We start from the raw sequence: 12866 nt of genomic DNA, 5'->3' as shown, positions 1-12866 counted from the left end.
TTCTTCTGAGCCTAGGCCCACAGTCTGCCGCAGGGCCATGCCTGGGACGACCGCGTGGAGGCCTGGGCGATCCGTGCCGCGAGCATGTCGAGCATTTTCGGCAGGTCATAGGGTTTGGCAATGAAGGCGCAGCCGGGTTGAAGCTCGGCTTCGCACAGGACATGACCGCCTGACGTGACGATGACGGCGGTATCCCGGTAGCAGCTGCAGATCAGCTTCATCAGGTCGAAACCGTCGAGGGCGCCGGGCATGTCGATATCGGTAATGACCGCGTCAACGGATCGGGACTGCCCAAGGACGGCCACCGCCTCGAGCACGTTCGATGCCTCGAGAACCGTATAGCCGGCATCCTCCAAAGTGTCTGCCAGATGCAGCCGGATTAGGGGCTCATCTTCTACGACAAGCACGGTACGCTGATACAAAGCCATGTTCGCCTCCGATGTAGTTCGCTCCCTCAACGCCTGCCATCTGATTTCGATGTGTCCCGTCCGTCAGTCTTTGCTAACAATATTAATAAAATGCGAACAATCGCATATTCGCCGCGTCCGCCGGTGGAACCGCGCCCCGTTCCTGCCCGTTCGAAGCCTTGGAGGATGGCCCTAACAGCATCGCTTACAAGGAGAATTTCATGCAGCGCTTCAGCGAAAAAGTCGTCATCGTCACGGGCGCGGGATCGGGCATCGGCAAGGCGACCGCAGAACGGTTTCTGGATGAGGGCGCCTTCGTCGTGATCGCCGGCCGCACCCCCGAAAAGCTCGAGGCGGTTGCAGCGCCCTACCCCGAGGACCGCGTTCTCGTGCAGGCCTGCGACATGGCGGACGAGGACCAGGTGAACGATCTGGTCGAGGCCGCGGTCAAGACGTTCGGTCGCGTGGACACTCTCGTCAACAATGCAGGTGTAGCGGTGCAGGGCGATGTGTCATCGCTGTCGACCAGCGACTGGCGCAAGGTGATGGCGACCGATCTCGACGGCGTGTTCTTCGCAAGCCGCGCGGCAATCCCGCATTTGAAGACGACCAGAGGCTCGATCGTCAACGTCGCGTCTGTTTCCGGCACCGGTGGCGACTGGGGCATGGCGGCCTACAATGCCGCCAAGGGTGGTGTCGTCAATCTCACCCGGGCGATGGCGCTGGATCACGGCAAGGACGGCATCCGCGTCAACGCGGTCTGCCCGAGCCTGACCCGCAGCGGCATGACGGACAGCATCATGGACAACCAGGAACGGCTGGCCCAGTTCAACGCGCGCTTTGCGCTGGAAGGCCCCTGCGAGCCGGCCGATGTCGCCGCCGTGATCGCGTTTCTGGCGAGCGACGATGCGCGCTTCGTGACGGGCGTCAACCTGCCGGTCGATGGTGGAATCTCTGCCTCCAACGGCCAGCCTTCGAAGTAAGGCAGAGGCCACGGCGAAAAGCGGCTGAGGCTCAGGAGCACCAGCCGGATTTGCCGGCGCCCGGGCGCTTCGCCAATCCCTCGTTGACGAGGATATCGGCAAGCGAGCGGCCGTTGCGGGTGACTTCGCGCAACTGGTGACCATCGACCGCCGCATCGTTGCCGCGCCAGCTCATCAGGTCGAACGGGCCGGAATCGAGAAATGCGCGGACTCGGAGCTTGGCATCGCTCGCCTTGATCCGCTCGGCCTCGCAGCGGGGCTTGGCGATATTGGGGACTTCGACGCCGACCAGCCGGATCTTCTGGCCATGGAAGACGAACCGGTCGGCGGACACGACGCAGTCGTCCTGCTTGGCGGTGCCGCAGAGAAAGAACTTTGCCTCATAGGCGCCTGCGAGCTTCTCGCCCACTCTCGGCGCCCCCGGCTGAGTCGCCGACTGTGCGGCAACCGCGTCCAGCCCCGGCTTGCCGATCGGCGCCGGCGGAATGATTGCGGCCGTCTGGCTCTGGTCTATCGCAGCGGCCGGCCGCGGCGTGACCGGGCGATGCAGGGGCGCAGCGGCGACGACCGGTTTCGGCGGCACTGGATGATCGTCGCGCTGGGTGGGCCGTGATGCCGTCTGAACCGGCTTCGTGGTGGTGAGACTGGTCACGAACCGGCGCGCGGCAGTCGAATGATCATAAAGCGCGATCGAGCCGCCGACCACGACAAGGGCTGCCCCCCAAAGCCAGAGCGAACCGCCCGAACGCGAGGAAGAGCGTTTGTTCTCGGCGCTGCGCTTGCGCTTCGCAGCCGGTTTTGCGCGTGATTGAGCCATCGAATCATCCCCTGTCTCGTCGCAGGGGAGTATCTGGAAGAAGCCTTGCGGAATGGTTTCCGTCGGAATTTTTGCAGTGGATGAAGACTGGAGGGGGAGCCGGCCGCCCCTCACACCCTGCCGGTCGCGAGCGCGCTTGCCCAGTCGGGACGGTCGTTTTTCGCGGCAAGCCGCGACATTGCCATGTGGTCGTAGGCAACGGTGCGCAGTGTCGGCGCAAAGCCTTTGTCGGTCTTTTCGATTACTGCGTAGGACGCCAAAGCGTGGCCCGTTTCGACCTTGTGATAGACGGGGGCATCGTCGTCATAGGCGGGCTGGCCGACGCTGCCGGGATTGACGATCAGCCGGCCATCGGAAAGCTGAACGATCCGGGCGACATGGCTGTGACCGCAGAGGATCAGCGATTCCGCGATGCCTTCGGCCAGCGCTTCGATCTCGGCTTGCGGCCGCAGCGTCACGTGGCCGTCCGAGGACACCGTTTCGAGCCAGTAGAGATTGTCGTTCTCCGGCGTCGCATGGCACAGGTAAACGTCGTCGCGCCAGACCTTGGTGAATGGCAGTTTGCGCAGCCATTCGAAATGCCGCCGTGCCAGCTGCCCGTGCGCGTGCCGATCCGAGGCCGCCAAGGCGTCGGGTGGCGTTTCCAGGAGGTAGCGATCGTGGTTGCCGCGCACGGTCTGCGCTGCGGCCTCATCGAGAAGCAGCAGCAGGTCACCGGTCCGGTCCGCCTCCAGCGGGCCGCTGAAACAATCGCCGAGATTGACGATGTCGCGGATGCCGAGGCTGGCGATATCGTCAAGCACCGCCTGGAGTGCGGCGCAGTTTCCGTGAATATCGGCGATCGCTGCAAAGCGCATCAGCTTCCCCTGTAGGTGGAATAGCCATAGGGCGAGATCAGCAGCGGCACATGGTAATGGGCCGAGACATCGGACATGCCGAAGCGGATCGGGATGACGTCGAGAAATGCCGGCTCGGTCAGCGAGACACCGCGGGCACGCAGATAATCGCCGGCATGGAAGACGAGCTCGTAGGTTCCTACAATGAAGGTGTCGCCGGAAAGGATCGGTCCGCCATCGATGCGGCCATCGGCATTGGTCGTGACCGTCATGAGTTTTTCGCGAACGTCGCCGTCGATGCGGTAGAGGTCGATGACGAGCCCCGAGGCAGGCGCACCGCTCGCGGTATCGAGCACATGGGTGGTGAGGCCGGTCATAGGCTGGGCTCCGTGATGCGATAGGGTTTGTCGAAGAAGAATTCCTCGAGGTTTGCCGCCGTGTTGTCCCGGTCGACGACGAGGAAGTCGCTGACCTCGCTTAGGGCCATCAGCGGATGATGCCAGGTATTGGCGAAATAGTTCACGCCCTGATGCGGCTGCGCCAGAAAGACTTTCGGACGCCCCGGCCGGCCGTCCTCGTCGTCGGAAACGCCCACCAGAAACGGCCGCCCGGAGAGTGGCATGAAACTCTGGCTGCCGAACGGATGCCGCTCCATCATCCCGACCTCGTGCGGGAAACTCCGCGGCTGGCCGCGAAAAATGTTGAAGATCAGCCGCTCCGGGGCCCCGACTACGACCGGTGAGGCCAGCCCATGGTAGCGCTCCGTCGTGCCGTTGTTGATCAGCCGCATCGTCGCCGGATCGGCCTCGATCACGTCGCCATAGGCTGCGAATGCTGCTTTGGTGAGCGGGAGGATGTGGAGGGGTTCGGGGTCGGTCAAATCATTCGCCTTGGGCATGGAAGTTGCGCAGAGATTGGAGTTGGTCGAGAAGGTCGGGAAGATCGATCGTCACCGTGCGCCACACCGTATCGACGTCGATATCGAAATACTGATGCGCGACCCGATTGCGCATTGCCCTGATATCCTGCCACGGCACCTCCGGGTGAGCGGCGGCGAATTCGGGAAACCTGTCCATGATTCTCGTCACGCATTCGCCGATCGCAGCGATGTTGGCGATTACCGCATCCTGCGTCCGCTGGTCCGCTCCGAATGATACGCGGTCAGCACCGTCGACATAAGCAATAGCGCGTGATCCCGCGACTGACATGCGCTCTACGTAGAGCTCCAGCCGACCGCCCGTCATATGGCAAGCGCTTCAGAAACGATGCGCTTGCGCAAATTGGGAGGAAAGTCGCCGGGCACCTTGATATCGACGGGAACGCCGAGTGCTTCTTCGAGCTCCCATTGCAGCCCGCCAAGAGTAAAAAGCGATGTGTTCGGCGACGGGTCGACCAGAATATCCAGATCGCTTCCGGCATGATCCTCGCCCCGCAGGACGGAACCGTAGACGCGCGCGTTGAAGACCTGCCGACGGGCGACAATCTCCCGGATCACTCCCCTGTTCTTCTCCAGCGCTTCCGACGGTCTCATGTGGCCACCACTCGTTATCCATCCAATATAGGCCACAAGCGACGGCGAAGAAAGCAACCCCCTCACGTCTCCGGCAAAAGCGCAAGCAGCCGCAGATGCGCGATCCTTTCCACCTGGGCGCAGGCGGTCTTGAACTCCTCATCGGCGTCGTTGCCGACGCGGGTCTCGAAGGCGGCGAGGATGTCGTCCTTTGTCAGGCCTTTCACGGCGATGATGAAGGGGAAGCCGAATTTTGCGACATAGGCGGCGTTGAGTTCGGTGAAGCGTGCGTGCTCATCTGGGCTCAGACGATCGAGACCGGCGCCGGCCTGTTCGCTTTTGCTCTCTTCAGTCAATCCGCCGGCGATGGCGAGCTTGCCGGCAAGGTCCGGATGGGCGTTGAGGATGCCGAACTTCTCCTGCGGGTCCGCGGCGCGAAAGACCGCCACCATCGCTTCATGCACGCCCTTCGCCGTCAACGGCACGAAGATCATGCCGCCGTCATAGGCGCGCTCGGCGATAAAGGGCGAATGTTCGAACACGCCACCGAAGGTCGCGACGAAATCGTTGCGGGCGGTCATCGATCGGTCACCATGCTGGTCACAGACGCATCCGATGGCTTGTGATGGGCGTGCCAGTGGCGGGCGATCTCGATGCGTTGCGGCAGCCAGACCTTGTCGTGGGAGAGCACGTATTCCATGAAACGGCGCAGCGCCGCCACGCGACCCGGACGCCCGACGAGGCGGCAATGGAGACCGACCGACAGCATCTTTGCCGCCCCCTCCTCGCCTTCCCGGTAAAGCGTGTCGAACGCATCCTTGAGATAGGTGAAGAACTGATCGCCGGTGTTGAAACCCTGCGGCGTGGCAAAGCGCATGTCGTTGGTTTCCAGCGTATAAGGGATTATCAGGAACGGCTTGCCATCCAGCCCCGGCACCCAATAGGGCAGATCGTCGGCATAGCTGTCGGATGAATAGAGGAAACCGCCCTCTTCCATGACAAGCTTCAGCGTGTTGTCGGAAGGCTTGCCCTGATACATGCCGTAGGGACGCTCGCCGGTAAGCTCCGTATGCAGGCGCACCGCCTCAAGGATGTGTTCGCGTTCCCGCGCTTCATCGAAATCCTTGTATTCCAGCCAGCGATAACCGTGGCTGGCGATCTCCCAGCCCGCTTCCTTCATGGCTGAGACGGCCTCTGGATTGCGGGCCATGGCAAGCGTGACGCCATAGACGGTGGTCTGCACGTTGAGTTCGGTAAACAGCCGGTGCAGCCGCCAGAAGCCGGCGCGAGAACCGTATTCGTAGATCGATTCCATGTTGAGATTGCGCTGGCCCGGCCAGGCGGCGGCGCCGACGATCTCTGACAACAGGTTTTCTGACGCCGGATCATCGTCGAGGATCGAGCTTTCGCCGCCCTCCTCGTAGTTGATCACGAACTGCACGGCGATATTGGCGCCGCCGGGCCATTTCGGATCGGGCGTGTGGCGGCCATAGCCGACGAGATCGCGGGGATAGTCTTTTATGGTTATGGGCATGGTCCACCTCGATTATCTCTTGTGGAAGGTAGCCCAGCCTTTCCGCCGATGTCGAGACGGAACGTGATCGCTCAGGCGATCTTGCGGGCGGAAACGCGCCCCATCGGATGCAGCGAATGGACATGGAACGGCGCACCGGGCTCATTTTCGACGAACAGCGCGATGTTGGCGATTTCCAAGGGACGCAGCAGATACGGATTGAAATGGGCGCGCAAGGCCGTTTCGAAACGCGGCATCTCGGCCGCTGTCATCGGGCCCGTCAGCGTCATGTGAAAGCGGTATTCTTCCATCACGTAAGGGTTGCCCCAGCGATGAAGATTGGAAAACTGCGGTGCCGAGAGATCGCCGGGATCGGCGCGTTCCAGTTCGCCTTCCGAGAGCGGCGCCCGAAACGCATCGAATTCCTGCACGACGGCGCAGGCGAGAAACCGCATCCGCTCGCAGGGAAGCGCCGGCACAAGGCCGAAATAATTGCCGAGCCGGGCCACTTCGAGAGGCGGCAGTTCGAACGGATCATGGGCACCGGCAAAGCGCATCAGATGGCGCAGCAGCATCTGTTCGGTGATTTCAGGCGCCAGCCGGAACGGCGCCTTCAGCGTGGCGTGAAAACCGCAGCGACGCGGCAGCGCGGTATGATAGGCGATCTCATGCAAACCTAGGTTGCAGATCTCGGGCGGCTCCATCGCCTCACCGGAATAGGCACTGCGGCCGAGCCATTGCGCCGCGGCAAGCGTCAGCGGATCATGCGCAGGTGGCGTAAAATAGAGTGCGTAGCGCATGCGTCACCTTTTCTGCCCCTGTTCGTTTATTCACGCATGCTCATCAACCCCACGAATTGGGTTACGCGATTTGCGTGACAGATTAACGACGAGAAAGGGCCGAAACGCGCGTTTAACGCGTAGCAACCGCAAGATGATCCGAAAGTATAAAACTCTCGGGTAGCGAGTGCTCCTGGCCGATGACGAAACCGAGCGCAGCATCTGCAAGCCTGTGGGCAAGCCCGAAGCTGACCTTGAAGCCGCCGGTGAGAGCAATGACGCGCGGATGGTCGGGATGCGGACCGACCATCGGCTCCCGACCGATCGCCTTCGGCCGTAGCCCGGCCCAGCGCTCCACCACTTCCGCACCGGAAAGTGCCGGCACGAGCGCGCGGGCGCGGACCAGGAGATCGTCGAGCTTGGCATCGGTGGCAAACGGCGCGTCGAATTCCTCCTCGCTGGTGCTGCCGACCGCCACGTGGCCATCGTCATGGGCGATCACATAGAGCCCGTTGAGAAACAGGATCGGCAGCGCCGGATCGATATCGGCCTTCAACAGCGCCGCCTGCCCCTTCACCGGCTGTCCCAGCGGAACCGAGATGGATGGAGACAGGGGACCAAGCAGCGGAAACGACTGCGGGCCGGCCGCAATCATGCAATGGCCAAAACCGATCGAGCGCCCATCGGCAAATTCGACGCGGTTCGCCACCGGGTCGATCCGCTCCGCCGGCAGTCCTTCGATCACGCTGACATGCCGGGCGTTGCCAAGGACGGCGGCGAGCGCTGCCATGAGATGTCGGGGGGAAACGCGGGCAGCAAACGTGTCGTGCACGATGCCGGCTTCGGTAAAGGCCGGATCCGGCCAACATGCGAAGGGGGACGCATCGAGCACATGCCAGTGGAACGGATCGCCGTCGTGCCGCCAGTTGACCTCCGCCTCCTGCTGATGGCGTAGGGCGATGGGTCTGAGATGCGGTTTCGGCAGCGGGATCAGCCGACCGGAGCGGCGATAACCGCAGGACAGCCCGGTCTCGCCTTCGAGCCTAGAAACTTCGTCTTCGAGGGCGACCAGCGCATCGAACTGCGCCTGTTTTTTGTCGTTCCAGCGGTCGGGCACATGCGACATCAGCGCACCCAGAATGCCGCCGCTGGCACCCTGCCCCAACCGTCCCGCTTCGACCAAAAGGGTGCGGATGCCAAGCCGTTCCGCCTTGACCGCAGCCCAGAGGCCCATGATGCCGCCGCCGATGATCAGGAGATCGACATGATCGCCGGGGAGATGCGGCATCGCTGGCGATTGACCCCGGGGACCTCGAGGATTATCCGCATCTTCCATGAGCAATCACGATCCCGAAATTGTAAAAGACGACGCCACGCCTGAAGCCCCGGCGCTCGACTGGCATGACGGCGATATGCCGTATTCGACGGAATTTGGCGACCACTTTTATTGCCGCACCGATGGCCGCCTGGAATGCGGCCATGTGTTTCTGGCCGGAAACGGCCTGCCGGAGCGCTGGACCGAGATGTCGCCAGCTGGAGACACGTTCCGGATCGGCGAACTCGGTTTCGGCACCGGCCTCAACGCCTGCGAGACCTGGCGCCAGTGGGCGCTTTTCCGCAAACCCGGCACGCGGCTGCATTTCACATCGTTCGAGCTCTATCCAATGCAGCGCGACGAGATCGGGCGGGCACTGGCGCGGTGGCCGGAAATCGATGCGCAACGGCAGGCACTGACGCAAGCATGGCCGGATGAGCCGAGCGGCCGGATCATCATCGACCTCGACGATCAGACGACGCTGACGGTTGTCTGCGGCCCGGCGCTCGACGGCGTCACGGCTGCGGGAGACGAGTTCGACGCGTGGTTCCTCGATGGCTTTGCGCCGTCGCGCAATCCGGACATGTGGTCGCCGGAGCTGATGCAGGCGCTGTTCGACAAGACCCGCATCGGCGGCACGTTCGGAACCTATGCGGCAGCAGGCTTCGTCCGGCGCAATCTGGCGGCGGCCGGCTTCACCGTGGAGCGCCAACCCGGTTTTGCCGGAAAGCGAGAGATGCTGAGCGGACGCAAGGGCTGAGGCTCCAAGACCTCAATTGCCGTCGAGCGCCGAAACGACGACTGCCCCATCCAGCCAGTGACGGATCTTGTTCTCCAGCGCTTCAGGGCTAATTGGCTTCGACAGATAATCGTCCATGCCGACCTGGAAGCAGAGCTCGCGGTCGCTTTCGAGCGCGTGGGCCGTGACGCCGATGATCGGGACATGCGTGCCGGTCGATGTCTCGAGTCCGCGGATCTTGCGGGTCGCCTGATGGCCGTTCATCACCGGCATCGACACGTCCATGATGATCACTGCCGGATCATACTTCTGCCAGGCCTCGACGGCTTCCGCCCCGTTCTTGACGATCTGGAACAGCCATCCGGTCATCTGCAGGATCTGGGTAAAGACGATCTGGTTGACCTCGTTGTCCTCAGCCACGAGAACATCGAGCGTTGGTTTGACGATGGGAGCGACGGTGTTTTGTTGCGCCACCGGTTCTGCAGGCTTTGAGCCAGCTGTGTCGACGGCTGGAGTAGACGACGCAATGAGCGGCACCGCCTGCCCGGATGCGCGGCGCCGGGTGCGGATGACGCGGACGACGTCGATGATCGTGCTGCGCAAAAGGGCTGCGCGGGCGGGCTTCATCAGATGCGCCTGAACATTGAGCTCGGCAAACATCGTCTCGTCGTTTGCCATGTCCATCGACGTCAGGAAGACGATGCCGGTGAAATCGAAGCGCCTGTCGCGCCGGATCGCCTTGGCGCAGTCGAACCCGTTCATCTCCGGCATGTGATAATCCAGCACGACCACATCGATGACGATGCCGAGCCTGGTTGCTTCGTGAAGGAAGGCAAGACCCTCCGCCCCGTTTTCAGCGGCAACGGTCTCGAAGCCCCACATGCTCAGCTGCTCGGTGAGGATGCGGCGGTTCACAGCGTTGTCGTCGATCACGAGCACCCGGGCACCGCTGGTGCTGACCGGCAGCGTCACTTCCATCTTGCGTTCGGCAACCACGGCAAACGGCAGGTTGACGGTAAAGACCGAACCGCGGCCAAGCTCGCTCTCGACCTCGACGGAACCGCCGAACAGCTCGACCAGACCAGACGTGATCGCAAGACCAAGCCCGGTGCCTTCATGACGGCGGGTGGACGACGTATCCACCTGGCTGAACTTTTCAAACACCGACCGAAGCTTTTCTTCGGGAATGCCAAGGCCGGTATCCTCGATGCGGATCGACAGCATCAGCTGGTCACCATCGATCGGCCGCGACTTCAAGTCGATGAAGACATGGCCCTTTTCGGTAAATTTGACGGCATTGCCGACCAGATTGGTGACGATCTGGCGGAAGCGGCCGGCATCGCCGAGCACCGTTTCGCGCACAGACACCTCGCCGCGGACGATCAGTTCGATATCCTTGTCGGCGGCGGCCGACGACAGAAGCGTCGCCACGTCCTCGATTGCCTCGACAGGATCGAACGGCGCCTTGCGCAGCTTCATCTGGCCGGCATCGATCTTGGAGAAATCGAGAATGTCGTTGATGATCGTCAAGAGCGCATTGCCGGATTTGACGATGATGTCGACGAAGGTCTTCTGGCGGGTATCGAGGCTGGACTTGGCGAGCAGTTCGGCCATGCCGAGCACGCCGTTCATCGGCGTGCGGATCTCGTGGCTCATGTTGGCAAGGAATTCCGACTTCGCCCGGTCGGCCGCTTCCGCCCGGTTGAGCAGGCGCGTCAGGTCCGCCTCGCGTTCCTTGCTCTCGGTGACATCCGTGAAGACGGCAAGCCAGTGGTCGTCCCCGGTCGGGCGGGCCTCGAGCTGGATCCAGCGGCGGTCCTCGACGCGGAACGAGGTAAATACCGGCTCTCCAGAGGCAACGCTTGCTTCCCATTCGCGCAGCGCCGCGGTCGAGGTGCGCGCATCGCCAAGATCGCCGCGTTTTGCGCAATAGCCAAAGACGTTGCGCCAGCTTTTGCCGATCGACAGCATGTCGGCCGGCATCTCCAGCATGGCGGCAAGCGCATCGTTTGAAAAGATAATCGCGCCGTCATGCAGGATGAGCAGCCCTTGAGACATTGCGCTGGTTGCGTCGCGCATCAGCGCGCCGTGTTTCTGCAGCGCTTCCTGCGCTTGCCGGATGTCCGCATCGCGCTGGCGCATCGCGGTGATATCGGTATGGCTGATGAGGATCTTGCCATCGGTCAGCTGCGTGCCGGAGATCAGCAGGTAGTGACCGCCATGGGTGCGGATCTCGATCGGCGGATGATCGTTGCTGGCTGTCAGTGCGGCGATGCGGGCATTGTAGATCGCATCGAAATCCAGGTCCGAGCCGGCATAGATACCGTTGTCGTAATTGACCTTCATGAAATCCCGGTAGGAACGGCCGGCGAGATCGAAGCGCTTGTCCGTATCCCAGGATGTATAGAAGGCGGGATTGGCGTATTCGAACACCAGATCCGCATCGAGAATACCGATGCCGACCGGCTGGGCCGACAGGATCGTCTGCAGATCCTGGCTGACCTTTTCCGCCTTTTGCTGCGCTTCCTTGATCAGCGACACGTCCGTGCGCGAGCAAACCAGATAGCGGCTGCCGTCGTCGACCTCGATCGAGCGCAGGCGTGTAAGAACCGGAATGACCGAACCGTCGGGGAAGGTCATATCCTCCGACTTGTCGATCGCCTCACCGTCCAGCACGCGGGCGTTTTCATTCCAGAACCGCTCCGCCGCCCAGGGAAACATCTGGGCTTCCGTCTTGCCGAGATAGTTTTCCCGTTCGCTGCCCAGCATTTGCTCGTAGGCGTGGTTGGCATAGGTCAGCTCGTGCTTTTCGTTGCGAACGAACACGGGGGCCGGCAGATCTTCCAGGATGGCGCGGAAAAGCCCGGTCTCCGCCACCTGGCTGCGCAGCAGCATCTCCTGGTCCTTGAAGTCGGTGACGTCGTGGCGGATGGCGATCAGCAGGCCGTTTTCCAGCCGTTTGTTGAGACTGCGCATCCAGCGCCCATCCGGCAGCTTGTCGATCCGCTCGTGATAGGGAACGAGGAAGGCACGGAGACGCTGTTCCACCCACTTCTCGCGCGGCGCAAGCGTTACGGACGCATTGCCGCTTGCCGCACGTTCCCGCTGATCATAGGCGCGGTGGATGATGTCCTCCAGCGCTATGCCCGGCTTGATGACGATGCCACAGGCATCGAAATGGTCGACAAGCTGCGAATTGCAGTAAACGAGCACATTGTCGCGGTCGTAGATGCCGATGCCCATTTCGAGCATGTCGATCGCGTCGTCGAGAAGACTGTTCTCAAACAGCGAAAACGGCTTCGCCGCCGTCTCGAGCGGCGCAGGGACGCCATTACCCGTTGGGCGCGATGCAGCGCCGACCGGCAGGAAATGGCCGAAGACGTAGGATTGATCGTCTTCCGTCAGAAACCGTTCGATATGGATCTCGTGGGAGAAAATCCCGTCGGCGTTGAACGCCAGCGCCTTTTCTTCGGCACCGAACACCAGGGCGCGGCATTCCTTTTCCTTGCGCTCGTCCTTTTCGCCATCGCTGCCGAGGCTGCGGCTTGTCTGGCCGACGAGCTCCTCCGGGCGAGCGCCGACCATGGCCGCATAGGCGGGGTTGACGGCGACGTATGCGAGCCGGCAGTTCTTGATATAGGCGGGTTCGGGGAGATCCACGATGCGGGCGCAGGCCCGCTCCAGAAACTTGCTTTCCAGGCGTTCGCTCTTCGTGTGCACCCTGCCCCGCTCACTCCCGCGCATGCGGGATCCCACCATTTTTCGGAAACCGACCCGATAACACCATAGCGAGTATTAACAACACGTTGCCCGGAACACAGGGTTGTTTAATATTTGCGTTTTCGCAAGTTCGAATGGAGTGCGGCCGGGGGCGTTTCACGCATCGAGGATCAACGCAATGACACTAAATCGGCAGCATCAGGAAACCTTGGACGCCGACGCCGGTTAACCCTGACGTGAAGCGAAC

General features: G+C 62.2%; 14 protein-coding genes. 2 read left to right on the top strand and 12 right to left on the bottom strand.

Going from position 1 to position 12866, the window contains the following annotated elements:
- Nucleotides 1-11: 11 nt before the first annotated feature.
- Nucleotides 12-428: a response regulator gene (locus BLW69_RS04640; protein ID WP_244508741.1), complete on the bottom strand. Its 417-nt coding sequence runs from the start codon at nt 426-428 to the stop codon at nt 12-14.
- A gap of 200 nt (nt 429-628) precedes the next feature.
- Between BLW69_RS04640 and BLW69_RS04635 the strand changes: the two genes are divergently transcribed.
- The gene (locus BLW69_RS04635; RefSeq protein ID WP_062455476.1) at nt 629-1390 is read left to right on the top strand and encodes a meso-2,3-butanediol dehydrogenase; all 762 of its coding nucleotides are present in this window, start codon (nt 629-631) and stop codon (nt 1388-1390) included.
- A gap of 31 nt (nt 1391-1421) precedes the next feature.
- Here BLW69_RS04635 and BLW69_RS04630 read toward each other — a convergent pair whose 3' ends face one another.
- From BLW69_RS04630 to BLW69_RS04585, 10 genes are all read right to left on the bottom strand, one after another.
- Nucleotides 1422-2207: a hypothetical protein gene (locus tag BLW69_RS04630; RefSeq protein WP_092660221.1), complete on the bottom strand. Its 786-nt coding sequence runs from the start codon at nt 2205-2207 to the stop codon at nt 1422-1424.
- 110 nt (nt 2208-2317) lie between these two features.
- A complete protein-coding gene (locus BLW69_RS04625; protein WP_092660219.1) occupies nt 2318-3064 on the bottom strand; it encodes a metallophosphoesterase family protein in 747 nt (248 codons plus the stop codon).
- Nucleotides 3064-3420 (bottom strand): hydroxyisourate hydrolase, encoded by a 357-nt coding sequence (gene uraH, locus BLW69_RS04620; protein ID WP_092660217.1) that lies wholly within the window; start codon nt 3418-3420, stop codon nt 3064-3066. The genes BLW69_RS04625 and uraH overlap by 1 nt, the downstream gene beginning before the upstream one ends.
- Nucleotides 3417-3941: an ureidoglycolate lyase gene (locus BLW69_RS04615; RefSeq protein ID WP_092660215.1), complete on the bottom strand. Its 525-nt coding sequence runs from the start codon at nt 3939-3941 to the stop codon at nt 3417-3419. The genes uraH and BLW69_RS04615 overlap by 4 nt, the downstream gene beginning before the upstream one ends.
- Entirely contained in the window at nt 3925-4287 is a 363-nt protein-coding gene (locus BLW69_RS04610) for a HepT-like ribonuclease domain-containing protein (RefSeq protein ID WP_092660213.1), read from the bottom strand. The genes BLW69_RS04615 and BLW69_RS04610 overlap by 17 nt, the downstream gene beginning before the upstream one ends.
- Complete coding sequence (locus BLW69_RS04605) at nt 4284-4574, bottom strand: nucleotidyltransferase family protein (RefSeq protein ID WP_092660211.1); 291 nt, start codon at nt 4572-4574, stop codon at nt 4284-4286. The genes BLW69_RS04610 and BLW69_RS04605 overlap by 4 nt, the downstream gene beginning before the upstream one ends.
- 62 nt (nt 4575-4636) lie before the next feature.
- Nucleotides 4637-5134 carry a 2-oxo-4-hydroxy-4-carboxy-5-ureidoimidazoline decarboxylase gene (uraD, locus tag BLW69_RS04600; protein ID WP_092660209.1) on the bottom strand — a complete coding sequence of 166 codons (498 nt, stop codon included), beginning with the start codon at nt 5132-5134 and terminating at the stop codon, nt 4637-4639.
- Nucleotides 5131-6081, bottom strand: a complete 951-nt coding sequence (puuE, locus tag BLW69_RS04595) for an allantoinase PuuE (protein ID WP_092661049.1) — start codon at nt 6079-6081, stop codon at nt 5131-5133. Before puuE ends, uraD begins: the two co-directional genes overlap by 4 nt.
- Before the next feature lie 77 nt (nt 6082-6158).
- Entirely contained in the window at nt 6159-6866 is a 708-nt protein-coding gene (locus tag BLW69_RS04590) for a DUF1045 domain-containing protein (protein ID WP_092660207.1), read from the bottom strand.
- A gap of 112 nt (nt 6867-6978) precedes the next feature.
- Entirely contained in the window at nt 6979-8133 is a 1155-nt protein-coding gene (locus tag BLW69_RS04585) for an NAD(P)/FAD-dependent oxidoreductase (protein WP_244508740.1), read from the bottom strand.
- A gap of 46 nt (nt 8134-8179) precedes the next feature.
- On the opposite strand from BLW69_RS04585, the gene mnmD reads away from it, so the two are divergent.
- Nucleotides 8180-8920: a tRNA (5-methylaminomethyl-2-thiouridine)(34)-methyltransferase MnmC2 gene (mnmD, locus tag BLW69_RS04580; RefSeq protein WP_092660203.1), complete on the top strand. Its 741-nt coding sequence runs from the start codon at nt 8180-8182 to the stop codon at nt 8918-8920.
- 12 nt (nt 8921-8932) lie between these two features.
- Here mnmD and BLW69_RS04575 read toward each other — a convergent pair whose 3' ends face one another.
- On the bottom strand, nt 8933-12643 hold the full coding sequence (locus tag BLW69_RS04575) for a response regulator (protein WP_092660201.1): 3711 nt from the start codon (nt 12641-12643) through the stop codon (nt 8933-8935).
- Between the last annotated feature and the right edge of the window lie 223 nt (nt 12644-12866).

Origin of the sequence: Rhizobium sp. NFR12 (assembly GCF_900108545.1) — a bacterium.
GTDB lineage: Bacteria > Pseudomonadota > Alphaproteobacteria > Rhizobiales > Rhizobiaceae > Neorhizobium > Neorhizobium soli.
Note: the sequence above shows the minus strand (reverse complement) of the source record. Positions and strands in the feature narration are given on the sequence as shown.

Coding starts and splice junctions, on each gene's coding strand:
- BLW69_RS04640 (WP_244508741.1), bottom strand. CDS start 428: ATGGCTTTGTATCAGCGTACCGTGCTTGTCGTAGAAGATGAGCCCCTA.
- BLW69_RS04635 (WP_062455476.1), top strand. CDS start 629: ATGCAGCGCTTCAGCGAAAAAGTCGTCATCGTCACGGGCGCGGGATCG.
- BLW69_RS04630 (WP_092660221.1), bottom strand. CDS start 2,207: ATGGCTCAATCACGCGCAAAACCGGCTGCGAAGCGCAAGCGCAGCGCC.
- BLW69_RS04625 (WP_092660219.1), bottom strand. CDS start 3,064: ATGCGCTTTGCAGCGATCGCCGATATTCACGGAAACTGCGCCGCACTC.
- uraH (WP_092660217.1), bottom strand. CDS start 3,420: ATGACCGGCCTCACCACCCATGTGCTCGATACCGCGAGCGGTGCGCCT.
- BLW69_RS04615 (WP_092660215.1), bottom strand. CDS start 3,941: ATGCCCAAGGCGAATGATTTGACCGACCCCGAACCCCTCCACATCCTC.
- BLW69_RS04610 (WP_092660213.1), bottom strand. CDS start 4,287: ATGACGGGCGGTCGGCTGGAGCTCTACGTAGAGCGCATGTCAGTCGCG.
- BLW69_RS04605 (WP_092660211.1), bottom strand. CDS start 4,574: ATGAGACCGTCGGAAGCGCTGGAGAAGAACAGGGGAGTGATCCGGGAG.
- uraD (WP_092660209.1), bottom strand. CDS start 5,134: ATGACCGCCCGCAACGATTTCGTCGCGACCTTCGGTGGCGTGTTCGAA.
- BLW69_RS04590 (WP_092660207.1), bottom strand. CDS start 6,866: ATGCGCTACGCACTCTATTTTACGCCACCTGCGCATGATCCGCTGACG.
- BLW69_RS04585 (WP_244508740.1), bottom strand. CDS start 8,133: ATGCCGCATCTCCCCGGCGATCATGTCGATCTCCTGATCATCGGCGGC.
- mnmD (WP_092660203.1), top strand. CDS start 8,180: ATGAGCAATCACGATCCCGAAATTGTAAAAGACGACGCCACGCCTGAA.
- BLW69_RS04575 (WP_092660201.1), bottom strand. CDS start 12,643: ATGCGCGGGAGTGAGCGGGGCAGGGTGCACACGAAGAGCGAACGCCTG.